This is a genomic window from Methylobacterium sp. (assembly GCF_019745455.1).
GTDB lineage: Bacteria > Pseudomonadota > Alphaproteobacteria > Rhizobiales > Beijerinckiaceae > Methylobacterium.
Window position 1 is genome coordinate 31,664 of record NZ_JAIETD010000028.1, and the last position, 22,211, is coordinate 53,874.

General features: G+C 68.3%; 25 protein-coding genes. 14 read left to right on the forward strand and 11 right to left on the reverse strand.

Annotated elements, in window-relative coordinates; genetic code table 11:
* Window position 1: 1 nt before the first annotated feature.
* Together K2Y56_RS05710 and K2Y56_RS05715 are read right to left on the reverse strand one after the other, a co-directional pair.
* Window positions 2–1,366 carry an 8-oxoguanine deaminase gene (locus K2Y56_RS05710; protein ID WP_292505989.1) on the reverse strand — a complete coding sequence of 455 codons (1,365 nt, stop codon included), beginning with the start codon at window positions 1,364–1,366 and terminating at the stop codon, window positions 2–4.
* 70 nt (window positions 1,367–1,436) lie between these two features.
* Window positions 1,437–2,399 carry a hypothetical protein gene (locus K2Y56_RS05715; protein ID WP_292505991.1) on the reverse strand — a complete coding sequence of 321 codons (963 nt, stop codon included), beginning with the start codon at window positions 2,397–2,399 and terminating at the stop codon, window positions 1,437–1,439.
* Between the two features lie 467 nt (window positions 2,400–2,866).
* Here K2Y56_RS05715 and K2Y56_RS05720 point away from each other — a divergent pair, with 467 nt between their 5' ends.
* The 6 genes from K2Y56_RS05720 (at window position 2,867) to hpxZ (ending at window position 8,155) form a co-directional block, all read left to right on the forward strand.
* Complete coding sequence (locus K2Y56_RS05720; protein WP_292505993.1) at window positions 2,867–3,601, forward strand: GntR family transcriptional regulator; 735 nt, start codon at window positions 2,867–2,869, stop codon at window positions 3,599–3,601.
* A 167-nt stretch (window positions 3,602–3,768) separates the two neighbouring features.
* Window positions 3,769–4,443 carry an isochorismatase family cysteine hydrolase gene (locus tag K2Y56_RS05725; RefSeq protein WP_292505995.1) on the forward strand — a complete coding sequence of 225 codons (675 nt, stop codon included), beginning with the start codon at window positions 3,769–3,771 and terminating at the stop codon, window positions 4,441–4,443.
* 67 nt (window positions 4,444–4,510) lie between these two features.
* Window positions 4,511–6,103, forward strand: coding sequence for a regulator (locus K2Y56_RS05730; RefSeq protein ID WP_292505997.1), 1,593 nt, complete (start codon window positions 4,511–4,513; stop codon window positions 6,101–6,103).
* 60 nt (window positions 6,104–6,163) lie between these two features.
* Window positions 6,164–6,367, forward strand: a complete 204-nt coding sequence (locus K2Y56_RS05735) for an AtzG-like protein (RefSeq protein WP_292505999.1) — start codon at window positions 6,164–6,166, stop codon at window positions 6,365–6,367.
* 4 nt (window positions 6,368–6,371) lie between these two features.
* Window positions 6,372–7,766, forward strand: coding sequence for an AtzE family amidohydrolase (locus K2Y56_RS05740; protein WP_292506001.1), 1,395 nt, complete (start codon window positions 6,372–6,374; stop codon window positions 7,764–7,766).
* 5 nt (window positions 7,767–7,771) lie between these two features.
* Window positions 7,772–8,155, forward strand: a complete 384-nt coding sequence (gene hpxZ, locus K2Y56_RS05745) for an oxalurate catabolism protein HpxZ (protein ID WP_292506003.1) — start codon at window positions 7,772–7,774, stop codon at window positions 8,153–8,155.
* An 11-nt stretch (window positions 8,156–8,166) separates the two neighbouring features.
* On the opposite strand, the gene K2Y56_RS05750 is transcribed toward hpxZ, so the two are convergent.
* From K2Y56_RS05750 to K2Y56_RS05765, 4 genes are all read right to left on the reverse strand, one after another.
* Window positions 8,167–8,694, reverse strand: a complete 528-nt coding sequence (locus K2Y56_RS05750; protein WP_292506005.1) for a hypothetical protein — start codon at window positions 8,692–8,694, stop codon at window positions 8,167–8,169.
* A 63-nt stretch (window positions 8,695–8,757) separates the two neighbouring features.
* Window positions 8,758–9,069 (reverse strand): hypothetical protein, encoded by a 312-nt coding sequence (locus K2Y56_RS05755; RefSeq protein ID WP_292506007.1) that lies wholly within the window; start codon window positions 9,067–9,069, stop codon window positions 8,758–8,760.
* The gene (locus K2Y56_RS05760) at window positions 9,066–9,419 is read right to left on the reverse strand and encodes a helix-turn-helix domain-containing protein (RefSeq protein WP_292506009.1); all 354 of its coding nucleotides are present in this window, start codon (window positions 9,417–9,419) and stop codon (window positions 9,066–9,068) included. The genes K2Y56_RS05755 and K2Y56_RS05760 overlap by 4 nt, the downstream gene beginning before the upstream one ends.
* 2 nt (window positions 9,420–9,421) lie before the next feature.
* Window positions 9,422–9,679, reverse strand: coding sequence for a BrnT family toxin (locus K2Y56_RS05765; RefSeq protein WP_292506010.1), 258 nt, complete (start codon window positions 9,677–9,679; stop codon window positions 9,422–9,424).
* 150 nt (window positions 9,680–9,829) lie between these two features.
* Here K2Y56_RS05765 and argS point away from each other — a divergent pair, with 150 nt between their 5' ends.
* From argS to tatC, 6 genes are all read left to right on the forward strand, one after another.
* The gene (gene argS, locus K2Y56_RS05770; RefSeq protein WP_292506012.1) at window positions 9,830–11,578 is read left to right on the forward strand and encodes an arginine--tRNA ligase; all 1,749 of its coding nucleotides are present in this window, start codon (window positions 9,830–9,832) and stop codon (window positions 11,576–11,578) included.
* Between the two features lie 28 nt (window positions 11,579–11,606).
* Window positions 11,607–13,100, forward strand: a complete 1,494-nt coding sequence (locus tag K2Y56_RS05775) for an SPOR domain-containing protein (RefSeq protein ID WP_292506014.1) — start codon at window positions 11,607–11,609, stop codon at window positions 13,098–13,100.
* 176 nt (window positions 13,101–13,276) lie between these two features.
* Window positions 13,277–14,281, forward strand: coding sequence for a beta-N-acetylhexosaminidase (gene nagZ, locus K2Y56_RS05780; protein ID WP_292506016.1), 1,005 nt, complete (start codon window positions 13,277–13,279; stop codon window positions 14,279–14,281).
* A gap of 135 nt (window positions 14,282–14,416) precedes the next feature.
* Window positions 14,417–14,683, forward strand: a complete 267-nt coding sequence (locus tag K2Y56_RS05785) for a twin-arginine translocase TatA/TatE family subunit (protein ID WP_292506018.1) — start codon at window positions 14,417–14,419, stop codon at window positions 14,681–14,683.
* Window positions 14,684–14,793: 110 nt separating this feature from the next.
* Complete coding sequence (gene tatB, locus K2Y56_RS05790; RefSeq protein WP_292506020.1) at window positions 14,794–15,282, forward strand: Sec-independent protein translocase protein TatB; 489 nt, start codon at window positions 14,794–14,796, stop codon at window positions 15,280–15,282.
* 2 nt (window positions 15,283–15,284) lie between these two features.
* Window positions 15,285–16,085, forward strand: a complete 801-nt coding sequence (gene tatC / locus K2Y56_RS05795) for a twin-arginine translocase subunit TatC (RefSeq protein ID WP_292506022.1) — start codon at window positions 15,285–15,287, stop codon at window positions 16,083–16,085.
* A gap of 16 nt (window positions 16,086–16,101) precedes the next feature.
* Here the strand turns inward: tatC and K2Y56_RS05800 are convergent, their stop codons facing one another.
* Both K2Y56_RS05800 and K2Y56_RS05805 read right to left on the reverse strand, forming a co-directional pair.
* The gene (locus tag K2Y56_RS05800) at window positions 16,102–17,595 is read right to left on the reverse strand and encodes an ABC transporter ATP-binding protein (protein ID WP_292506327.1); all 1,494 of its coding nucleotides are present in this window, start codon (window positions 17,593–17,595) and stop codon (window positions 16,102–16,104) included.
* Between the two features lie 59 nt (window positions 17,596–17,654).
* On the reverse strand, window positions 17,655–18,374 hold the full coding sequence (locus K2Y56_RS05805) for an isochorismatase family cysteine hydrolase (protein WP_292506024.1): 720 nt from the start codon (window positions 18,372–18,374) through the stop codon (window positions 17,655–17,657).
* 124 nt (window positions 18,375–18,498) lie between these two features.
* On the opposite strand from K2Y56_RS05805, the gene K2Y56_RS05810 reads away from it, so the two are divergent.
* Both K2Y56_RS05810 and K2Y56_RS05815 read left to right on the forward strand, forming a co-directional pair.
* Entirely contained in the window at window positions 18,499–18,726 is a 228-nt protein-coding gene (locus K2Y56_RS05810) for a BrnT family toxin (protein ID WP_292506328.1), read from the forward strand.
* Window positions 18,701–19,015 carry a BrnA antitoxin family protein gene (locus K2Y56_RS05815; RefSeq protein WP_292506025.1) on the forward strand — a complete coding sequence of 105 codons (315 nt, stop codon included), beginning with the start codon at window positions 18,701–18,703 and terminating at the stop codon, window positions 19,013–19,015. Before K2Y56_RS05810 ends, K2Y56_RS05815 begins: the two co-directional genes overlap by 26 nt.
* A 9-nt stretch (window positions 19,016–19,024) precedes the next feature.
* Here the strand turns inward: K2Y56_RS05815 and K2Y56_RS05820 are convergent, their stop codons facing one another.
* From K2Y56_RS05820 to K2Y56_RS05830, 3 genes are read right to left on the reverse strand one after another with little or no spacing between them, the layout of a single operon-like run.
* The gene (locus K2Y56_RS05820) at window positions 19,025–20,044 is read right to left on the reverse strand and encodes a formamidase (protein ID WP_292506329.1); all 1,020 of its coding nucleotides are present in this window, start codon (window positions 20,042–20,044) and stop codon (window positions 19,025–19,027) included.
* 45 nt (window positions 20,045–20,089) lie between these two features.
* Window positions 20,090–21,010 carry an ABC transporter permease gene (locus tag K2Y56_RS05825; RefSeq protein ID WP_292506027.1) on the reverse strand — a complete coding sequence of 307 codons (921 nt, stop codon included), beginning with the start codon at window positions 21,008–21,010 and terminating at the stop codon, window positions 20,090–20,092.
* Entirely contained in the window at window positions 21,007–22,122 is a 1,116-nt protein-coding gene (locus tag K2Y56_RS05830) for an ABC transporter permease (protein WP_292506330.1), read from the reverse strand. The genes K2Y56_RS05825 and K2Y56_RS05830 overlap by 4 nt, the downstream gene beginning before the upstream one ends.
* Window positions 22,123–22,211 lie beyond the last annotated feature (89 nt).

The window sequence follows — 22,211 nt, forward strand, 5'->3', positions numbered from 1 at the left end:
CTCAGGCCGTGCCGAACAGGCTGTGGGCGAGGCGGGTATGGGCCTCGCGCAATTGCCCGGTCTCGATGCCGATGGGCTGGCCGTCGATGACCCGCCATTGTCCCGCGACCATGACGCGGTCGGCCCTGTAGGCGCCGCACAGGACGAGGGCCGCGAGGGGATCGTGGGCGCCGGAGAAGCGCAGCTCGTCCAAGGTGAACAGGGCAAGATCCGCCTCGCGGCCCTCCTCGATCCGGCCGATATCCGAGCGGCCGAGGCAGGCGGCGGAGCCTTCGGTCGCCCAGCGCAGGGCGTCGAGATGGGTGACGGCTTCCGCCCCGTAGGTGAGGCGGTTGATCATCAGGGCGTGGCGCACGCCCTCAATCAGGTTCGAACTGTCATTGGAGGCCGATCCGTCGACCCCGAGGCCGACCGGGCTGCCGGCGGCTTCGAGCTCACAGGTCCGGCACTGGCCCGAGGCGAGCGTCATGTTCGAGGTCGGGCAGTGGCAGACGCCGACCCCGGCCTTGCCGAGACGCGCCACCTCGGCATCGTTGAAGTGGATGCCGTGGGCGAGCCAGACCCGGTTCGTCATCCAGCCGACCTCTTCGAGGTAGTCGACCGGGCGCTGCCCGAACATCTCCAGGCAGTAGCGGTCCTCGTCCAGCGTTTCGCCGAGATGGGTGTGCAGGCGGCAATCGTGGGCGTCGGCCATGGCGGCGCTCTCGCGCATCAGGCGCTTCGTCACGTTGAAGGGCGAGCAGGGCGCGAGCCCGATCTGCACCATCGCGCCGGGCTTCGGGTCGTGGAAGAGGCGCAGCACGCGCTCGCTGTCTTGGAGGATGGTGTCGTCGTCCTGCGTCAGGCATTCGGGCGACAACCCGCCATCCTTCACCGAAAGGCTCATCGAGCCGCGGGTGACGAAGGCGCGGATGCCGACATGGCCCGCCTCCTCGACCTGGATGTCGACGGATCGCTCCAGGCCCTTCGGGAACAGGTAGTGATGATCGCCAGCGGTGGTGCAGCCGGAGAGCAGGAGCTCGGTATAGGCGAGCCGGGTCGCGAGGCGGAACGCCTCCGGGTTCATCTTGTCCCAGACCGTGTAGAGCGCCTGAAGCCAGGGAAAGAGCGGCTTGTTGATCGCGACCGGGTGGGCGCGGGTCAGGGTCTGGAAGAAGTGGTGGTGGGTGTTGACGAGGCCGGGGATGACCACGTGCCGGCTCGCGTCGAAGACGGAACCCACCGGCGCCGAGGGCTGCCCGCCCGAGGCGACCCGTTCGACGATGCGGGTCCCCTCGACGACGATCCCGCCCCCGGCATTCTGGGCGAGGATCGCCAGGGGGTTCTTGATCCAGGTGCGACCCGGCCTTGCGCTGCGATCGTCCATGCCGCTCCTCATTCCGGGGTCAGACGGCATGGCGATGCGACCAGCGTTCCGGCTCGCGACCCATTCCGGCTCAGAAGATATGGAAAGACACACCTGCCAGGAAGGTCTTCTCCTCGGAGCCGGCCACCCTGGCGGCGTTGTTGCCGAACTTGTTGCGCCAGTACTGGAACCCGACGAACACATCGACCCTGTTCGGCTGGTCGTAGACGAGCTTGCCGAGGTCGAGGACGAGGTTGGTCCGCGACAGGAACTCGGTGACGGTTTCGGCGCCGAAGCCGTCCTTGCCCTTCGGCATGACGATGTTGTTGAAGCCCGCGAGGCTCAGCGGCAACCCGGTGAAGGGCAGGGGGATGTTGTAGACGATCTCGAATTCCGGCGTGAAGTTGAACTCGGTGTCCCGCGCCGGGAGCGGGACGATCCCGTTTCGGTTGAACTCCTTGGAGGCGTGGACAGCGAGATTGAAGAAGCCGGCGGGGACGTCGAAGGCGAAGTTCAGGCCGGCGACGACCAGGCGCTTCTCCGAGCCGAAGCTCGTGTTCTTCGAGTTGAGGTCGGTGCCGTAGGACAGCGAGACGTCCTTGACGAAGCCGGGGAAGGAGAACGCCTTGGTGCCCGTCAGCGCGTTGCCGCTCAGGGTGCCGCGATAGAGCCCGTAGGCCTCCGTCGCACCGACGCCGGTCTGGATGCCGAGATTGGGGAACGCGTAGCCGCTCGGATCCTGCGAGCCGGATTTCAGGATATCGAGCGAGAAGAAGTTGGTGCCGTAGGCCCAGGCATTGGCATGGCTGATGTTGAGGACGTTCTTGGGGATGCTGCGCCCTTCGAGCGGGTTGCCGCGCGTCGCCGGGATGCCCGGCTCGCGAGCATCCATCACCCAGCGGTAGCTGACCTGCGTATCGGAGAACAGGAAGAACGAGCTCGGAACCTCCGGCGGCAGCGCGGAAGCTCTCCGATCCAGGTCCGCAGCGAGGGCCGGCATGGCGCAGAGGACTGCGGCGGCCGATGCCGCGGCACTGAGGTATGGTCTCGTCATCGATCGTCCCCCTAGGGCCTGGGCGCCCTCTTTGCCGGCTTTTCAGCAACCGGTATGCCATCGAGGGATCAGCCTCCGAGAGCGTGAGTCTCCTTCAGCCCATGGTGCAGAAGCGCAACATTCCTGCAGCTTGAGGATGCATATCGGCCCAGGCCGGACCTTGCAGGGCGAGGCTCGATCTGGTTTCGCCCTTGAGCGGCGGCCAAGCCGTGCCGTAAAGCCCCTGCCGAGCTGGATGGGCTGCCTCGGGATTGGTCACGAAAGCGTGTTTTTGCCTGTTCGACGCTACCGGTGCAGGAAAGGCGTCGGTGCGGTGCCGAAAAGCGGACGCTCAGCTATCGACAAGCGGCGGCGGCTAGGGTCCGATTGCGCGCTCTCGTTGTGGCACAAGCCCGGGAGCGGTGCGGGCCGGAAGCAGCCCAAAGCCGTCTTCGTCCGTCCTCGGCCAAGCCCTCCTCGAACCAGAGATGCCGGTGACCGCGATCCAGACCCGCGCCGAACATCTGGCGGACCAGATCGCCGCCTCGATCCTCAGCGGGGACCTGCGCCCGGGACTTCATCTCGACGAGCAGGTGCTGGCCAGGCGTTTCGGAGTCTCGCGAACCCCGGTGCGCGACGCGCTGAGGCTTCTCAGCGGCACCGGCCTGATCCACCTCCGGCCGCGGGCGGGGGCCACGGTCCGGACGATCACGCCGGACGAACTCGACATGTTGTTCATCGCCATGGGGGAGGTCGAGGCGAGCTGCGCCCGTCTCGCGACCCTGAGCATGACGCCGGCCGAGCGCAGCCGCCTTCGCGACCTCCACGAGGGGATGGCGCGCCTCGCCGCCGACGGCGACCGCGAGAGCTACATCACTGCGAACCAGGAATTCCACGCGCTCCTTTATGCCGGCGCCCACAACACCGTCGTCGAGGAGATCGCCCTGTCGCTGCGGCGCCGGCTGACGCCCTTTCGCCGGGCCCAATTCCAGGCCGGGGGTCGCCTGACGCGCTCGCATGCCGAGCACGGTGCCGTCGTGCGGGCCGTCCTGGCCCGTGACGCGGCCGGAGCCAATGCGGCGATGCTCATCCATATGAGCATCGTCGAGGACGTGTTCGAGACAGTCGATGCCGCCCCGGCCGAGTTTCGTGCCCTCGCCGACCGTAGCCTCAACGGCCGCGCGAAGCCGGACCAGGCAAGGACCGAGCGGGTTCGCCGCTGAAGCCGGCCAGGGCCTGCGCAACCTGCATCGCATCTCCACAGGCTTGAGTATTATTTGGGCGCTGTATTGGCGCATCTTGCATACATGCTTCGCTGAGAGAACCGAGTCGTAGTGTGGTCTTGGAAGCGCAGGGCGAACCCTGGATCGCATGCCGCGGGGGGCTTGTTATGAACGTTACCATCGCGGCTGAACCCTCGCCCCTCACCTTCGATCCCGCCACCGCCGCGCTGGTGATCATCGACATGCAGCGCGATTTCATCGAGCCCGGCGGCTTCGGCGAGACTCTCGGCAACGACGTCTCGCTGCTTGCCGCGGCGATTGCGCCCTGCCGCGCGATCCTCGATGCGGCGCGTGCCGCCGGCCTGCTGGTCGTGCACACGCGAGAGGGCCACGAGCCCGACCTGTCCGACGCGCCGCCGGCCAAGCTCGACCGCGGCGAGCCGACGGCGCGGATCGGGGCTCCGGGGCCGATGGGCCGCATCCTGATCCGCGGCGAGCCGGGCCACGACATCATCCCGGCACTCGCCCCGGCCGCCGGGGAAATCGTCATCGACAAGCCCGGCAAGGGTGCCTTCTACGCCACCGCGCTCGGCGCCGTCCTGGCGGATCGCAGCATCGCAACGCTCCTGGTCTGCGGCGTCACGACGGAGGTCTGTGTGCATACGACGGTGCGCGAGGCAAACGACCGCGGCTTCCGCTGCGTCGTGATCGGCGACGCCTGCGCCTCCTACATCCCCGAGTTCCACGCCGCGGGCCTCGCCATGATCAAGGCGCAGGGCGGCATCTTCGGCTGGGTCTCGGATTCGGCCTCCGCCGTGGCAGCTTTGCGCGGAGCCGGGTGAGGGGCGCGAAGCGTCGGGAGTTCACGCGCGAAACACGATCGGCAGGGCGGTAGCGGGGGGCAGGATCATGGTGGCGAGGACCAACATGGGCGGCGGCGGGGCCTTCAAGCCCGCCCTCTGGGTTTCGGGCGACTGGAACGCCTTCTTCGGCTTCGGCACCAACATCCTCGTCAACCTGCTGGTGCTGACGGGCCTCCTCAAATTCGTCCTCGGAATGCCCGATGCGATCACCTTCGGACGCATCCTGCCGGCGATCGGCCTGATGCTGTTTCTCTCCACTGCCTATTACGGCTGGCTCGCCTACAAACTCGCGAAGGAGACCGGCCGCGACGACGTCTGCGCGCTGCCTTCCGGCATCAGCGTGCCGCACATGTTCATCGTCGTCTTCGTGATCATGCTGCCGATCAAGCTCACCACCGGCGATCCGATCAAGGGCTGGGAGGCGGGCCTGACTTGGGTCTTCATCCAGAGCTTCATCCTGATGATCGGCGGCTTCATCGCCCCGTTCATCCGCCGGATCACGCCCCGCGCAGCGCTGCTTGGGACGCTGGCGGGCGTCTCGGTGACCTTCATCGCCATGCGCCCGGCGCTCGAACTCATCACCACGCCGATCATCGGGGTCGTCGCCTTCGCCATCATCCTGCTGTCCTGGTTCGGCGGCCTGCGTTATCCCGGCCGCCTGCCGGCCGGCCTCGTCGCGATCCTGTTCGGCATGGTGGTCGCCTGGGGTGCCAAGCTCGTCGGCTTCGATATCGGCGGTGTCAGCGGCCCGGGCTTTCTCGCGGCGATCTCGGGCATCGGCTTCTCGGTGCCGCTGCCGGCCGTCGACCACGTCTTCGGTGGATTCGCCTTCCTCGGCATCATCCTCGTCACCGCGATCCCGTTCGGGATCTACGACCTCGTCGAGGCCATGGACAACGTCGAGAGCGCCGAGGTCGCCGGAGATGCGTATCCGACGACGCGCGTGCTCACCGCCGACGGAGTGGTGAGTCTCATCGGCTGCCTGATGGGCAACCCCTTCATCAACGCGGTCTATATCGGCCATCCCGGCTGGAAGGCGATGGGCGGGCGCATCGGCTATTCCCTCGCCACGGGCGTCGTCGTGCTGCTGCTCGCCTGGCTGAACCTGATCTCGCTGATGTCGAGCCTCGTGCCGATCGTCGCGATCGCGCCGATCCTGCTCTACATCGGCATGCTCATCGGGGCGCAGGCGTTCCAGGAGACGCCGCACAGCCACGCTCCGGCCATCGTGCTGGCCTTCGCGCCGCATCTCGCCGCCTGGGCCAAGACCCTGATCGACGGGGCACTCGGCGCAGCCGGCACCAACGCGGCGACCGTGGGGTTCGACAAGCTCGGACAGGTCGGGGTTCTCTATCACGGCCTCGAAGTCCTCGGAGAGGGCGCCATCCTCGGCGGCCTGATCCTCGGCGCCATCGCGGTCTTCATCATCGAGCGCCAGTTCGCGAAGGCGGCGGCTTTCGCGGCTGCCGGCGGGGTCATGACCTTTTTCGGCTTCATGCACGGGCCGGCGGTGGGTTTTGCGGTCTCGCCTTCGCTTGCCGTCGCCTACCTGATGGTGTCGGGCCTCCTCTACGCGGCCTCCCGTTCCGGCGAGGTCGCCCCTTCGCTGCCGCACGCTGCCACCGTACCGGCCGAGTAGCGCTGCGCTGCCGCGGCATCGTTCTCGCAAGGGCAGCACCCCACGTTTCGAGAGTGTCCCATGGCAGAGCCACCGAACCCGCCGACCACCGGCGATCGCGCCGCCTACATCGCTGCCGCGGCCAAGCTCCTCGATCTGACGATCGATGCGTCCTGGACGGCGAGCGTCAGCGACAACCTCGCCGTGCTCACCGCAGCAGCAGCCCGCGTTGCCGCCTTCCCGCTGCCGGACGAGGCGGAGCCGGCACCCGTGTTCGAGGCCTGAGCCGATGCCTGATCCGAGCCTGATGGACGGCCATGCCATCGCCGCTGCCGTGCGGGACGGGGACCTGAGCGCGACCGAGGTCATCACCGCCACCCTCTCCCGCATCGAGCGTGTCGACGGCAGCGTGAACGCCTTCACCGACGTGGTCGCCGAGCGCGCCCTTGCCAGGGCCGCGGATGTGGACGCGGCCCGCAAGCGCGGCGACGCCCTGGGGCCGCTCGCCGGAGCCCCCTTCGCGGTCAAGAACCTGATCGACATCGAGGGCCTTCCGACCCGCGCCGGGTCGAAGATCAACCGTGAGCGGGCACCCGCCTCTCGCGACGGCGCGGTCCTGCGCAGGATGGAGGATGCCGGCGCCATCCTCGTCGGCGGTCTCAACATGGGCGAATACGCCTACGACTTCACCGGCGAGAACGTCCATGACGGCGCCACCCGCAACCCGCACGATCTCGGCCACATGTCGGGGGGCTCGTCCGGCGGCTCGGGCGGCGCCGTCGGCGCCGGTCTCGTTCCGATCGCGCTCGGCTCCGACACCAACGGGTCGATCCGGGTGCCTTCCGCCTTCTGCGGCTGCTTCGGGCTCAAGCCCACCTATGGGCGGCTGACGCGGGCCGGCAGCTTTCCCTTCGTCGGAAGCTTTGATCATCTCGGGCCCATGGCGCGCAGCATCACAGACCTCGCGCTCGCCTACGACGCCATGCAGGGTCCCGACCCGGAGGATGCGGCGGCAACCACAAGGCCGCCCGAGCCTTCACTTCTGAACCTCGAGAACGGACTCGGCGACCTTCGCATCGCGATGGCGGGTGGCTATTTCGCCACCGGCGGCGACCCCGAGGCCTTCGCCGCGGTGGAGATCCTCGCAAACGCTCTCGGTTGCGACCGGCGCGTCGAGATCCCGGAGGCCGCACGCGCCCGTTCGGCCGCCTATCTCATCACCGCGGCCGAGGGCGCCGCCCTGCACCTCGACCGCCTGCGGACGCGCTCCCACGATTTCGATCCGGCCGTACGTGACCGCCTCCTTGCGGGCGCCATGATCCCGGCACCCTGGATCGAGCGGGCGCAGCGTTTTCGCCGCTGGTACCGGGATGCGGTGGCCGAACTTTTCCGGGACGTCGACGTGATCCTGGCGCCGTCGACGCCGTGCCGGGCGCCGAAATCCGGCCAGACGCATTTCGTCCTCGACGGCGTGACCCTGCCGGTACGGGCGAATATCGGCGTGTTCACGCAGCCGATCTCCTTCATCGGCCTGCCGGTGGTGGCGGTGCCGGTGCGGGTCGATGCCGGCCTGCCGCTGGGGGTCCAGGTCATCGCCGCCCCCTGGAACGAGGCTGTGGCCCTGCGCGTGGCGCGCTATCTTGAACGCGAAGGCGTCGTCAGCGCGCCGTCGGCGGAGTTGTGAGCACGATGGTGATCGACGATCCTGGGGTGAAGGCCGAGGTCGAGGCGGCCTTCGCGGCCTACGAGGTCGCGCTCAATGCGAACGACGTGCCGGTGCTCGAAGACCTGTTTCGCGACGACCCCCGCACGATCCGCTACGGGATCGGAGAGAACCTCTATGGCATGGACGCGATCCGCGCCTTCCGCCGGGCGCGGGCGCCGCAGGGGCTGGCGCGGACGATCTTCGAGACGGTCATCACCACCTATGGCAGCGACATGGCGACGGCCATGACCCTGTTCCGGCGCGAGGGCGCCCCCGGCAAGCTCGGGCGCCAGAGCCAGACCTGGGTGCGCTTTCCGGAAGGCTGGAAGGTGGTCGCAGCCCATGTGAGCCTGATCGCGGCAGTTTGATCGAGAACTGATCAGGATTCGACCGGGTCCTTGCGCGCCTTGCGGCGCAGGCGCCCGTTGCGCTTCTCGTACTCGAACATCGCCGTCATGGCGCGATCCGCGTCGTCATCGCCGCCGAAGACCGGCGGCGGGGCATGCAGCGCCTGACGGGCGAGAAGGGCGCGGGCGAAGGCGAGGTCCCGTGCGAGCAGCGTCGCCAGATCGGCTGCGGCCTCGATCTCGGCATCGGCCCCGTCCGCGAAGCTCACGCGGAGGAGGACGGTGGGCGGCTTCGCTTCGAATGCGCCGAGTCCGAAACCCACGGCGGAGGCGGCCACGCTCACGGGGCGCGGAAGGGTGCGCGCGCTGGCGAGCGCCCCTTGGAGACCGCGAAGGAGGTCGCCGGTCCAGTGTGAGGAAGCCGCAGTCGCCTCCGGCAGGTCGAGGCTCAGCACGGTCTCGACGCCGCGCGTGGTCCCGTCGGGCATCGTGAAGAGCCCGTCCTCGTAGGTTCCGCCGCCCCGGCCGCAGGCGCCGCCCGCGATCTCGATCGCCGTCATCGTCCTTTATCCCCGCATGTCGCCATCAGGATGGGGGACCGATGAGTCCGAAACGCGGCAGCCTCACGCACCGCGCCGGACGCGCTCGGCGGTGAAGTTGCGCAGGGCCGCTGCCACGAGGTCGTCGACCTGGGCAGGGCTCTTCGGCTCACGCAGGACGAGGCTCGTCACCGCGTCGGGATGATTGCGCCGCTGCTTGGGCGTGCGGGCGTGGTTGGAGACGCGCAGGGCGAGGTCGCAGCCTTCCGTCTTGAGGTAGACGGAATCGCCGCGGGTGTTGCGCGCGGTCTCGACGAAGCCCTGCTCGGCGAGCCGTTCGAGTGCCCGTCTCGCCGCCTGAGCGGGATTCAACGGAAGGACGCGCGGTCCACTCACGCAGCGAGCGGACGTGAGAGCCCGAGGGCGCGAAGGGCCGCCTCCGGCTCGCGATCGATGATGTTGAGCAACACCCTGACATAGGGCGGCACCGCCGTGCGCCCCTGCTCCCAATTCTTGAGGGTCGCCAGCGGCGCGTCGATCAGCTTGGCGAACTCGACCTGCGTCATGCCGAGGCGCTCGCGGATCATCTGCGGGGGACGAACGACGACGGCGCCTTCCATGTAGGACGGATCGTCCGGATCGTAGCCGTCCTCGATCATGTGGCGCCGGATGTCGTCCTCCGTGGTGGCGTCGAGCTTGGCGTGATCCACGTCGGCGGGCTGGGAAGCGAGCTCTGCCAGGGTCATCCTTACCATCGCGCGCGTTCCTTGCGGTTCGAAAGCCAAGCGGTGATGATCCAACGGACGTCGCCTCGATCGGTGTAGACGACGGTGTAGAAACGCCCCTCGTACTCACCAACGGCCATCATTCGGATCTCGCCGTAGTCGCGGCGGGTATCCTGCCAGGTCACCACGCGCCCGAGAAAGATCCTGGCTGCGGTGCCGAGCCCGAAGCCACGCGCGGATCGCACTTTCTCGGACTTGGCCGGATCCCAACCAAACTCCATGCAGCCTTATACGCTCACAGCGCCCCTTCCGCCAGATAGGAGCATGCCTCCAGCGTTCCGCGTCTCCCGTGACACCCCCGCCGGCCCTTGCTATGCCGCGCACTTGAGATGACGGCGCGGCCGTCGCGTTGCATGCCCCGGCTCCATTCCATGAACATCTTCGCCACCTTCGAGGCGCGCGTCCGCGAGGCGTTGCAGGCGCTCTCCCGATCCGGCCACCTGCCGGAGGGTCTCGATCTCTCCCGCGTCGTCGTCGAGCCGCCGCGGGACCCGAGCCACGGCGACCTCGCCACCAATGCCGCCCTCGTGCTCGCCAAGGAGGCCAAGGCGAACCCGAAGGCGCTGGGAGAAGCCCTGGCGGCGGAGCTGCGCGCCGATCCCCGGATCGTCGAGGCCAGCGTCGCGGGGCCGGGCTTCATCAACCTGCGCCTCGCGCCCGGCATCTTCCAGGATGTCCTGCGCTCCGCCCTGTCGGATCGCGAGGGCTACGGCCGCGCCGCGATGGCGGGCGGGCCGGTCAATATCGAGTATGTCTCGGCCAATCCGACCGGGCCGATGCATGTCGGCCATGGCCGCGGCGCGGTGTTCGGCGATGCGCTCGCCAACCTCCTCGTCTTCGCCGGCCGCGACGTGACGCGCGAATACTACATCAACGATGCCGGCGCGCAGGTCGACGTGCTCGCCAGGTCCGCTCATCTGCGCTACCGCGAGGCGCTCGGCGAGTCGGTCGGGCCGGTGCCGGAAGGGCTCTATCCGGGCGACTACCTCGTGCCGGTCGGGCAGGCCCTCGCCCGGACGCACGGCGCCGACCTCCTCGACCGGCCCGAGGCCGAATGGCTGCCTGTGGTCCGAGAGGCGGCGATCGGCGCGATGATGGACCTCATCCGGGGCGACCTTGCCCGGCTCGGCATCCACCACGACGTGTTCTTCTCCGAGGCGACGCTGAAGGATGCGGTCGCCGAGTTGCTCGCCGAGCTTCGGGAGAAGGGCCTCGTCTACGAGGGCCGGCTGCCGCCGCCGAAGGGCCAGCCGCCGGAGGATTGGGAGGATCGCGAGCAGACCCTGTTCCGCACGGTGGAGTTCGGCGACGACGTCGACCGGCCGCTGCTCAAGTCGGACGGCTCCTACACCTACTTCGCCTCCGACATCGCCTACCATCGCGACAAGTGGCGGCGCGGGGCGACCGACCTCATCGACGTGCTCGGCGCCGACCATGGCGGCTACGTCAAGCGTATGCAGGCGGCCGTGAAGGCGGTGAGCGGCGGAGAGGCCAGCCTCGACGTCAAGCTCTGCCAGCTCGTGCGGCTCCTGCGCGCGGGCGAGCCCGTGAAGATGTCGAAGCGGGCAGGGGAGTTCATCACCCTCGCCGAGGTCGTCGACGAGGTCGGCCGCGACGCCATCCGCTTCATGATGCTCTACCGCAAGAACGACGCGACGCTCGATTTCGACCTCGCCAAGGTGGTCGAGCAATCGAAGGACAACCCGGTCTTCTACGTGCAATACGCCCATGCCCGCTGCGCCTCGGTGTTCCGGCAGGCCAGGGAAGCGATGCCGGACGAGGATTTCTCATCCGCGGCGCTTCTGCGGGATTCCGACCTCTCGCTCCTCGGCGATCCAGGCGAGATCGAGATCATGCGGCTGATCGCCCAGTACCCGCGGGTCGTCGAGGCGGCGGCCGCGGCGCACGAGCCCCACCGTGTGGCGTTCTATCTCTACGACCTCGCCAGTTCCCTGCATGGTTTCTGGAACAAGGGCAAAGACTTGCCGCAATTACGGTTCGTTAATCTAACCGACCGAAACTCGACTCGGGCGCGATTGGCCCTCGTCGAGGCTTTGCGGGGTGTTCTCGCATCGGGTCTCGCGGTCTTGGGCGTCACCGCGCCGAACGAGATGCGGTGAGGATCGCCGCGTGTAGAGGAATGCTGCCATGACGCCGAACGCTTCGCGGGCGACTGTCGACTTCGATGCGTTTGAACGCGACCTGCAGCAGCCGGTCTCGAAGCCGGCTCAGCAGAAAGCGGATCCGCTGGCCGAGCTTGCCCGGATCGTCGGACAGGACGATCCCTTCCGCGCTCTGCTGCAGGCGCGGGATGCGCGGACCGCCAATGCGGGCTCGCCGGCCGGCGCACGCATCGAGCCGACCTTCGGCGACGGAGCCTCCGTCCAGGACGATCGCCGGGACCACGGACATGAAACCTACCGGGACGTCCACCACGATCGACCCCGCTCAGGCAGCGAGAGCGGCCACCAGCCGTCGCAGACGCAGTCCTACGAGGCGTCCTACGATCCGGCGACGGAGACGTCTCCCGCCGATGCCTTCAACCAGTATCTCGCTTCCGTCGAACAGGGCCGTTACGACGCACAGGGTGTAGGGCGCGACGGCCATGTCGAGCCCGATTTCGCGGATGACGCCACCGCCTATCGTAATCCTGGCATCGAGAAGCCGCGTCAGCGCAGCCGCCTGGTCTCGGTCGGAGCCGGCCTCGGCGTCCTCGTCCTGTGCGTCACCGGCGCCCTGACCTGGCGCGGCCTCCAAAGCGGTTCGAGTGCGGGCGGCGTTCCCACCATCATGGCCGATCAGGCCCCGCTCAAGATCGCACCCAAGACCGCAGACGGCGTCGAGATCCCCGACCAGAACAAACAGATCTACGACCGCAATCCGAAGGAAGGTCAGATCCGCATCGTCAACCGCGAGGAGCAGCCGCTCGACGTGTCCCAGGCTGCCCGCGCGGCCCCCAAGCCGACCGATGGCGGGACGACGGCGACGCCGAGCACGCCCCAGAGCGCGTCTCAAGGCACGCTCAACGAGTCCCTCGGTGAGCCGCGCCGGGTCCGCACCGTCTCGGTGAAACCCGACACGCCGGTGCCGCCGCAGCGCGAGGCTTCCGCCGACGCGGCCGACGCCGCTCCGCCCTCGGTGATTCCCAACATGGTGATGCCCGGCGCCGGCAACGACGGCACCGCCACCACCGCGTCGCTCCGGCCCCGCGCCGCCAAGGTTCCCCCGCCGATCACCACGCCTGCTGCCGATGCCGTGGCTGAGAATCGCGTCGCCGCCGCTGCGGTTGCTCCTCCGGCGCCGGTGACGCCCCCGGCGGCCAAGCCGAAGCCGCCTCAGAAGGTCGCGGCACTTCCGGCGGAGGAGCCGCCACAGGCTCCGGCCGTCACGTCCGGTCCCGTCGGCGGCTATTCGGTGCAGCTCGGCGTACGTGCCAGCCAGGCCGAGGCGCAGGCGGCGTTCAAGCAGATGCAGGGCAAGTACGGCCAGCTCAACGGTCAGGCGGCGCTGATCCGCCAGGCCGAGGTCAACGGTAAGACGATCTTCCGCGTCCGCGTCGGGCCCCTCGGCAAGGACGAGGCGACCAGCCTGTGCAGCCAGCTCCAGGGCGCGGGCGGCCAGTGCTTCGTGGCCAAGAACTGAGACGGACCTGATCCGCCGTCAGCGAGGCGGCGGTGACCTGAGCCTTCCAGGTCACGCCGCGGCGTGGCCCGACATCCAAGCCGGAGATCGCTGTTGCGGCCTCCATGGGATGGGCGGATATCCGTTCTGAAGACCATGCCGACCGCCTTGCCACTCCGACGCGAGCCTCGAGCCTCATGACCACCCGCGCCCTCATCCTCGGCTGTGCCGGCCGGACCCTGTCGGCGGAGGAGGTCGCGTTCTTCAAGGATGTGCAGCCCTGGGGCTTCATCCTGTTCAAGCGCAACATCGGCACGCCGCAGGAGGTCCGCGCCTTGACGCGAGCCCTGCGCGACATCGTCGGCCGCGCCGACGCGCCGGTCCTCGTCGACCAGGAGGGCGGCCGCGTGCAGCGGATGGGACCGCCGCATTGGCCGGCCTATCCGCCGGGCCGCGTCTTCGGCCGGCTCGACGGCTCGGCGGAAGCCGTCGCCCGGCTCGGTGCGCGGCTGATGGCGCATGACCTCTCCGATGTCGGCATCAACGTCGATTGCGCTCCCGTCCTCGACGTGCCCGTGGCCGGTGCCCACGACGTCATCGGCGACAGGGCCTATGGTGATCGCGCCGAGACCGTCGCCCGGATCGGCCGTGCCGTGGCCGAGGGCCTGATGGCCGGGGGCGTGCTTCCGGTGATGAAGCATATCCCGGGTCACGGCCGGGCAGGCTGCGACAGCCACAAGGGCCTTCCGGTGGTCGAGTCGGGGCTCGCCGCCCTGGCGGCCCAGGATTTCGCGCCGTTCCGGGCGCTTTCCGACCTGCCGATGGCGATGAGCGCCCACGTCGTCTACGCGGCCATCGATCCTGCGCGTCCGGCGACCCAATCCTCCCGTGTCATCGCGGATGTCGTCCGAGGTGCCATCGGCTTCGACGGGCTCCTGATGACCGACGACCTCTCGATGCACGCGCTCAGCGGCTCGTTCCGTGAGCGGACGGAGGCCGCTTTCGCGGCCGGCATCGACGTGGCGCTCCACTGCAACGGCGAGATCGCCGAGATGATCGGCGTCGTCGAGGGCACGCCGGAACTCCTCGACGCGTCATTGCGCCGGGCCGAGGCCGCGCTCGCCCTGCTCAAGCCGGCGGCGGATTTCGATCTCGCCGAGGCCCGCGCCACCTTCGCGGCGGCCCTTCATCAAGCGGCCTGATGACATCATCCCACAGGATCGTGACTGCGACGGCGGCGACTTCTTGTGTTCGCGCGATGCGATCCTTAGGTTCGGTTCAATCCGTCCGCATGAAGCGCCGCATCCGGGAAAGATCCCGAGGCGCAGGAGGTTGCCATGGGCAGCATGAGTATCTGGCACTGGATCATCGTCGCCGGCATCGTGATGCTGCTGTTCGGCCGCGGCAAGATCTCGGACCTGATGGGCGACGTCGCCAAGGGCATCAAGGCCTTCAAGAAGGGCATGGCCGAGGACGAGGCTCCCGCGGCTCAGCCGCCGCAGGCTGCCCCGCCCGTCAGCGCCACCGATCCGGTCCGCACGCTGCCGCACCAGGGCGAGCCGGCCACCGCCAACACCGTCGCCGCCGACCGCAAGGTCGGCTGAGGTCCCCCGCTTTGTTTGGCGGTAGACGGCGCCGGCGAGCGGGAGCATAGGGCTGCGGGCGGGACCGGCACGGCCGGACCGCGAAAAGGGCCCACGGGACGAACGACGCCATGTTTGACATGAGTTGGGGCGAAGTGATGCTCATCGGCGGCATCGCTTTGATCGTGATCGGCCCGAAGGACCTGCCCAAGGCGTTGCGCACCGTCGGCCAGGTCACGGGCAAGATGCGGCGCATGGCCGGCGAGTTCCAGTATCAGTTCAAGGAAGCCGTGCGCGAGGCCGAGCTCGATGAGGTCCGCCGCGAAGTCGACGGCATCAAGCAATCGACGGGAACGATGGGGCCGGTCTTCGACCCGGTCGAGACCATCCGCAACGAGATCAAGGACGCGGTGGACGGCCGCTCTTCCGCCCAGTCCAGCACGCAGCCCCTAGCGAACGTGGCGGAGCAGCTCGCCGAGGCGGAGGTGAAGGCCGCCCCGCCGCCAAGTCCTCCGCCGGACGACGAGATCACGCCTCCATCGCCTCCGGTTTTCGGCGTGCAGGAGCCTCCATCCCGCGAACCGGCCGCCGAGCCCCGCTCCACCACTCCAGGCGCGTGACGATGAGCACCCCCACCGACGAGGCCGATATCGAAGCCTCGCGCGCGCCGCTCATCGAGCACCTGATCGAGCTGCGCTCACGGCTGATCAAGTCGCTTGCCGCCTTCATCGTGATGTTCTTCGGATGCTTCTTCTTCTCGAAGCACATCTACAACATCCTGGTCTATCCCTACGTCACCGTCGTCGGGGCGGCCAATGCCAAGCTGATCGCGACGCATTTTCTCGAGCAGGTCTTCACCAACATCAAGCTCAGCGTTTTCGGTGCCGGCTTTCTGGCCTTCCCGGTGATCGCGACGCAGATCTACGCCTTCGTCGCGCCGGGCCTCTATCGCAACGAGCGCAAGGCCTTCCTGCCTTATCTCGTCGCCACGCCGATCTTCTTCTTCCTCGGCGCGCTGGTGGTGTTCTTCCTCGCGATGCCGCTGCTCATCCAGTTCTCGGTGAGCCTGCAGCAGATCGGCGAGCCGGGCGAGGCGACCATCTCGCTGCTGCCGAAGGTCGACGAGTACCTGTCGCTGATCATGACGCTGATCTTCGCTTTCGGCCTCGCCTTCCAGCTGCCGGTCATCCTGACACTGCTGGGCCAGATCGGCATCATCGACACGGCCTTCCTGCGCGAGAAGCGGCGCTATGCGATCGTGCTGGTCTTCGTCGCCGCAGCGATCCTGACCCCGCCCGACGTGATCTCGCAGCTCTCCCTCGCCCTGCCGATGCTGCTGCTCTACGAGGCCTCGATCTTCTCCGTCGGTCATGTCGAGCGCCGTCGCGCGGCCCAGCGAAAGGCCGAGGGGCTGGAGCCTTAGGAACGTAATGACGCGTTCAATGATGCCCCGCCATGTGGCGGCCGATGATTCCGACATCGGCCTGCGCGGCGGGCGTCTCATGGACGATGCGGCCGTCCGACATGACGACGATGCGGTCGGCGAGTTCCAGGATCTCGTCGAGGTCCTCGCTGATCAAGAGCACTGCCGCGCCTGAGTTGCGGGCCGCCACGATCCGGGCGCGGATCTCCGAGACCGCGGAGAAATCGAGCCCGAAACAGGGATTGGCGACGATCAGGAGGTCGACCGGATCGGTGAGCTCACGCGCCAGCACCGCGCGCTGGACGTTGCCGCCGGACAAGGTGGCGATCGGCGCCGCGGCCGAGGCGGTCTTGACCTTGAAGCGGGCGATGAGATCGCGGCCGCGCTTTGCCATGCCGCCTTTGTCGAGCCACAGGGTCGGCGCCCGGCCCTCGTTCTCGCCGCGCCGGTCGAAGGCGCGGAAGGCGAGGTTCTCGGCGACCGACATCCGCGGCGCGCAGGCATTGCGAAGCGGCTCCTCGGGGATGAAGCGGACCCGGTGCGCCCGGCTCTCGGCGCGGGTGCCGGCATAGGCTTTGCCTTTCACCACGACGCGGCCGCCCCGGGCGCGGATCTGGCCGCCGAGCACGTCGGCGAGTTCCTTCTGGCCGTTGCCCGAGACCCCGGCGACGCCGACGATCTCGTTGGCATGAACCGTCAGATTCGCCACTTCGATGTGGCGAAGACCCGAGACGTCGGTCGCCCGCAGGCCCTCGACGCGCAGGACGTCGCGCGAGAGGTCGGGCACGCCATTGCGCTCGGCCACCGTGCGGATGGCTTTCGCGCCCATCATCATCGCCGCCATGTCGTCGCGCGAGAGCTCGCCGACCGCGCCGCCGCCTGCGAGCCGCCCCCGGCGCAGGACGCTGAGGGTCCTGGCAAAAGCCTCGACCTCGCGGAACTTGTGGCTGATCATCAGGACGGTGAGGTCGCCGCGATCCGTCATGGCGCGCAGGAGCCCGAGCACCTCCTCGGCCTCGGCCGGAGTCAGCACCGAGGTCGGTTCGTCGAGGATCAGGAACCGAGCCTTGAGGTAGAGCTGCTTGACGATCTCGAGCTTCTGCTTCTCGCCCGCCGCCAGTTCCGCGACCGGCCGGTCGAGGTTCAGCCGGAACGGCATGCCGGCCATGAAGGTCGAGAGCGCGTCGCGCTCGGTCCCCCAGTCGATCACCATCGGCACCTCGGCCCGCGAGATGACGAGGTTCTCCGCACCGGTGAGCGAGGGCACCAGCGTGAAGTGCTGGTAGACCATGCCGAGGCCGTTGTTTTGAGCGCCCTTCGGGTTGGTGATCACCGCCTCGCGGCCGTCGACGAGCACGCTGCCCGAGGTCGGCGCGTAGAAGCCCATGATGCATTTCACCAGGGTGGATTTTCCCGCCCCGTTCTCGCCGAGCAGCGCATGGAAGCCGCCGGCCTCGATGCGCATCGAGACGTCGTCGAGGGCCGCGAAGCTGCCGAAGCGCTTCGTCATGCCGATGGTCTCGACCGCGATGGCACCGGCCGGCAGCGGGGGAGGGGGCGGGATCACGCTCACGTCAGCGCCGCCAGGATCGCGTTCGTGTCGGCCACGGCGCCGAACACCCCGCCCTGCATCGTCACCATCTTGAGGGCGGCCTCGTGGTTGCCGCGGTCGGTGGCGGCGCAGGCGTCCGAGACGATGACGCATTCGTAGCCGCGGTCGTTGGCCTCGCGCATGGTGGTGTGGACGCAGACATCCGTGGTGATCCCGGTGAGGATCAGGTTGCGGATGCCGCGCTGTGTCAGGATCAGTTCGAGGTCGGTGGCGCAGAACGAGCCCTTGCCGGGCTTGTCGATGATCGGCTCGCCCTCGACCGGCGCCAGTTCCGGGATGATCTCCCAGCCCGGCTCGCCGCGCACCAGAACGCGCCCGCACGGCCCCGGATCGCCGATGCCGGCGCCGATCCGGCGCGAGCGCCAGCGCTTGTTCTCCGGCAGGTCGGCGAGGTCGGGCCGGTGACCCTCTCGGGTGTGGATGACATGGTAGCCGCCCGCCCGTGCTGCCGCGAGGAGGCGCTTGATGGGCTCGATCGGCGCACGGGTGAGGGCGAGGTCGTAGCCCATGGAATCGACGTAGCCGCCCTTGCCGCAGAAATCGGTCTGCATGTCGATGATCACGAGGGCGGTATTGCCTGGCCGCAGTTGGCCGTCGAAAGGCCAGGGATAGGGCTCGGCCACCACGAAGGTACCGCTCGCAGACGGCTCGGCGAGGGGAAAGGGGATCACGCTCATGCTGCCTCCCGATGCTGGCTTGCGGGACGGATTTGTTGTAACGAATTTGTCGTGACGATCCGCTTCGAATGGGATCCGGCAAAGGCTGCGCAAGCTTGGAATTCGTTTCGAGTCGGCGGCACGCATCTTCGCCGATCCATTCGTCAACATGGCTCCCGAACGGGTCGAGGACGGCGAGCTGCGCTGGCAGGCGATCGGATCGATGGGTGGGATGAAAATCTTGCTCGTCGTCCACACCATCCGCGAGGTGAACGATGATGGAGAGGAGACCGAGATCATCCGCATCATTTCAGCCCGTCCGGCCGACCGAACGGAGAGACGCCGCTATGAAGAAGAATCTCGTGAGTTTTGAACTCGATCTTGCGAACCTTCCGCCCCTGACCGACGAGCAGAAAGCCGAACTCGAAGCCCTTGCCGCGATGCCGGACGAGGCGATCGACTACAGCGACATCCCGCCCCTCACCGATGAGTTCTGGGACAACGCGGTTCGCGGGCGCTTCTACCGGCCGACGAAAACCTCGACGACGGTGCGCATCGATTCCGACGTCCTGGCCTGGCTGCGCTCGCAGGGGCGCGGCTACCAGACGCGGATCAACGCGATCCTGCGCCGCGAGATGCTGTCCGCCCTCAAGAAGGGGTGAGCCTGGCATCTACTCCGCAGCCTCTCGCGTCTGCGCCTCGCCGAACGCCCGTTCCGGCGCCGGGAAACCACAGGAGGTCCCGTCGGTGACCTTCACGGCATCTTCCCAGGGCAGACGGTAACGGCCGGCGGCGAGGTCGTGCATGTAGGTGTAGGGGCAATCCTGGGCGCCGCCCTTCACGGCCGTGTAGCCGCGATGCCCGAATTGGTAGATGTTGTTCTCGACGCCCCAGCCGAGGCGCGCCTCGCGCACGAGGTCCGGCCGCACCTCCGCCGTGATGATCTCGTCGACCCGGCCGGTGGTGCCGTGGGCGATGACGCTGCCGTCGAAATTGACGATCATGCCTTCGCCCATGGAATCGAACGAGCCATCCGAGCCGCAGAGGCACACGTTGGCGGTCACCATCAGGTTGCAGAAGGCGTTCGACTGGTTGGTGAAGCGCCAGGATTCGCGGATCGGCGCGGTATAGCCCGCCGTGCGGATCATGATCTCGGCGCCCTTGTAGGCGCATTCCCGTGCCATCTCGGGGAACATGCCGTCGTGGCAGATGATGAGCGCGAGCCTGGCACCGCGCGGCCCCTCGATCACCGGAATGCCGATATCGCCCGGCTCCCACGGCTCCACCGGCACCCAGGGGTGCATCTTGCGGTAATAGAGCTTCACCGCGCCGTGGTCGTCGATGATGATCCCGGTATTGAACGGGTTTCCGTCGGGGTTGAACTCCATAATGGAGAAGCAGCCCCAGATCCGGTAGTCGATACAAGCCCGTTGGAAGGCCGCAACCTCCGGCCCATCCATCCGGCACATGATCTCGGGGTTCATGTCCATCGAGAGGTCGTGCAGGGCGTATTCGGGGAAGACCACGAGGTCCATCGTCCCGAGATTGCGCCGGGCCTTGGCGACAAGGTCGACCACGCGCTGCGTCTGCGCGGCAAGATCGGCCTTCGTCACGACGGTCGGGTTCTTGAGCTGGACGAGGCCGATGACGACGCCGTGCTCGGATTTGTTGAGGCCGCCAAGTCCGTTCATTGGGAGAGCCCGTTCATTGGAGAAGTCCATTCATGTGTGGCGTCCCTATTTGCTCTGGCCGAGTTCCCCCGGCGCGCCGGCGAGCGCCCTGTCGGGGGATGAGGTCGCGATGAGAAGCGCCAGCGTCAGGACGTAGGGAGCGGCGTAGAACAGGTAGTAGCCTTGGGCCACGCCGACCGATTGCAGGGCCGGCCCCAGCGCCCCGGCGCCGCCGAACAGCAGCGCCGCTCCGAAGCACGCGAGCGGGTTCCAGCGGGCGAAGACCACGAGCGCCACCGCCATCAGGCCCTGGCCCGACGAGATGCCCTCGTTCCAGGAACCCGGATAATACAGCGACAGGTAGGCGCCGCCGATGCCGGCGAGCACGCCGCCGGCGGCGGTGGAGAGCAGGCGTACCCGGTCGACGTCGTAGCCCATGGCGCGGGCGGCATCGGCGCTGTCGCCGACGATGCGCACGACGAGGCCGATCCTCGTGTTGCGGAACGCCCACCACAGGAACAGGGCCAGCGCCGCGCCGACGAGGAACAGGACATTCACCTGCAGCGCGGCCTGGACCTGGGGCAGGTCGGACCAGAACCCGAACGGGATCGCCGGCAGCGGCGGGGCCGAGGGCTGGATGAAGGACTTGCCAAAGAAGAAGGCGAGGCCGGAGCCCAGCAGCATCAGGCTGATTCCGACGGCGACGTCGTTGACGCGGGGGAACCGGCAGATCCAGCCGTGCAGGAGGCCGAATCCGGCCCCGCACAGGCCAGCCACCGCGACGCCGGCCCAGGGCGAGCCGGTGAGGACGGCGGTGGCGTAGGCCGACATCGCCCCGAACACGAGGGTGCCTTCGAGGCCGAGATTGATCCGGCCCGAGCGCTCGGTGATGGTCTCGCCGAGACTGACGAACAGGAACGGCGTCGAGACGCGGATGGCGCCGCCGATCACCGCGAGGAGCACGCTCCAGAGGCCGAGATCGGTCATGACGCGGCGGCTCCCTTTGGCGCATTCGACCACAGATGCGGGTTGAAGGCCTTGAAGCGCCCGTAGAAGGTCTCGCTCACCAGCACGACGACGAAGAGCAGGCCTTCGAGGACCAGCACCGTGGCGTCCGGCAGGTGCATCCGCCGCTGGATCAGCCCGCTCGACGCCTCGATCCCGCCGAGCAGGAAGGCCACCGGCATGATGGCGAGCGGGTTCTGGCGGGCGAGGAAGGCGACGAGGATGCCGGTATACCCGTAGCCGGCGATCAGCGAGGCGTTGGCGTTGCCGTGCACCACCGCCACCTCGAAGAAGCCGGCCAGCGCCGCGCAGGCCCCGCCGAGCGCCGTGAAGCCGACCACGAGCCGGCCGACCGGCAGTCCCTGGATCTGCGCCGCGCGCACGTTTCCGCCGGCGACGCGGGCGGCGAAGCCGATGGTGGTGCGCTCGGTCAGATCCCAGGCGAGGAGGCATGCGATGATGCCGATGCCGAGGCCCCAATGCACGTCGAGCCCCGGCATCGGTCCGATCCGGAAGGCCTCGTCGATCGGCTTCGTCGAGGGTTTGTTGAGGCTGGCCGGATCGCGCAGCAGGCCCTCGATGAGGTGGTTCGCGAGGGCGATGGCGATGTAGGAAATCAGCAGGCTGGCGATGGTCTCGTTGACCCCGCGATAGGCCCTGAGCCAACCCACCGCCCCGATCCAGAGCGCACCGGCGAGCGCGGCGGCGAGCGCCATGACCGGCACGGCGACGAGGGACGGACCACCCGCGAGCGGAAGAGCGGCCGCCGCGGCGGCGAGACCGCCGAGCACGATCGCGCCCTCGCCGCCGATGATCACGAGGCCGAGCCGCGCCGGCAATGCCACGCAGAGCGCCGCCAGAAGGATAGGAGCCGCCCGTTGCAGGCTGTTCTGCAGGGCGAAGGCGGAGCCGAAGCCGCCGCGCTGGACGAGGTCGAGGAAGGTCGCGGGCGACTTTCCCAGGCTCAGGAGGAAGAGGCTGAACAGCAGGAGGCCGAGCGCCGCCGCGCAGAGCGGGATGACGAAGGCTTCGGCCCGTTGCGCGATCCAGGCGCGGGCCTCCCGTGTCGGCGACAGCCGCACGTCGGAGACGATGGCCTCGGATGGTGCGGCGTCGGCAGCCAATTCGGTCTCTCTCCCCGGTCAAAGTGGGAGGAGGCCGGGGCGAAATCCGTGCCAAGCCG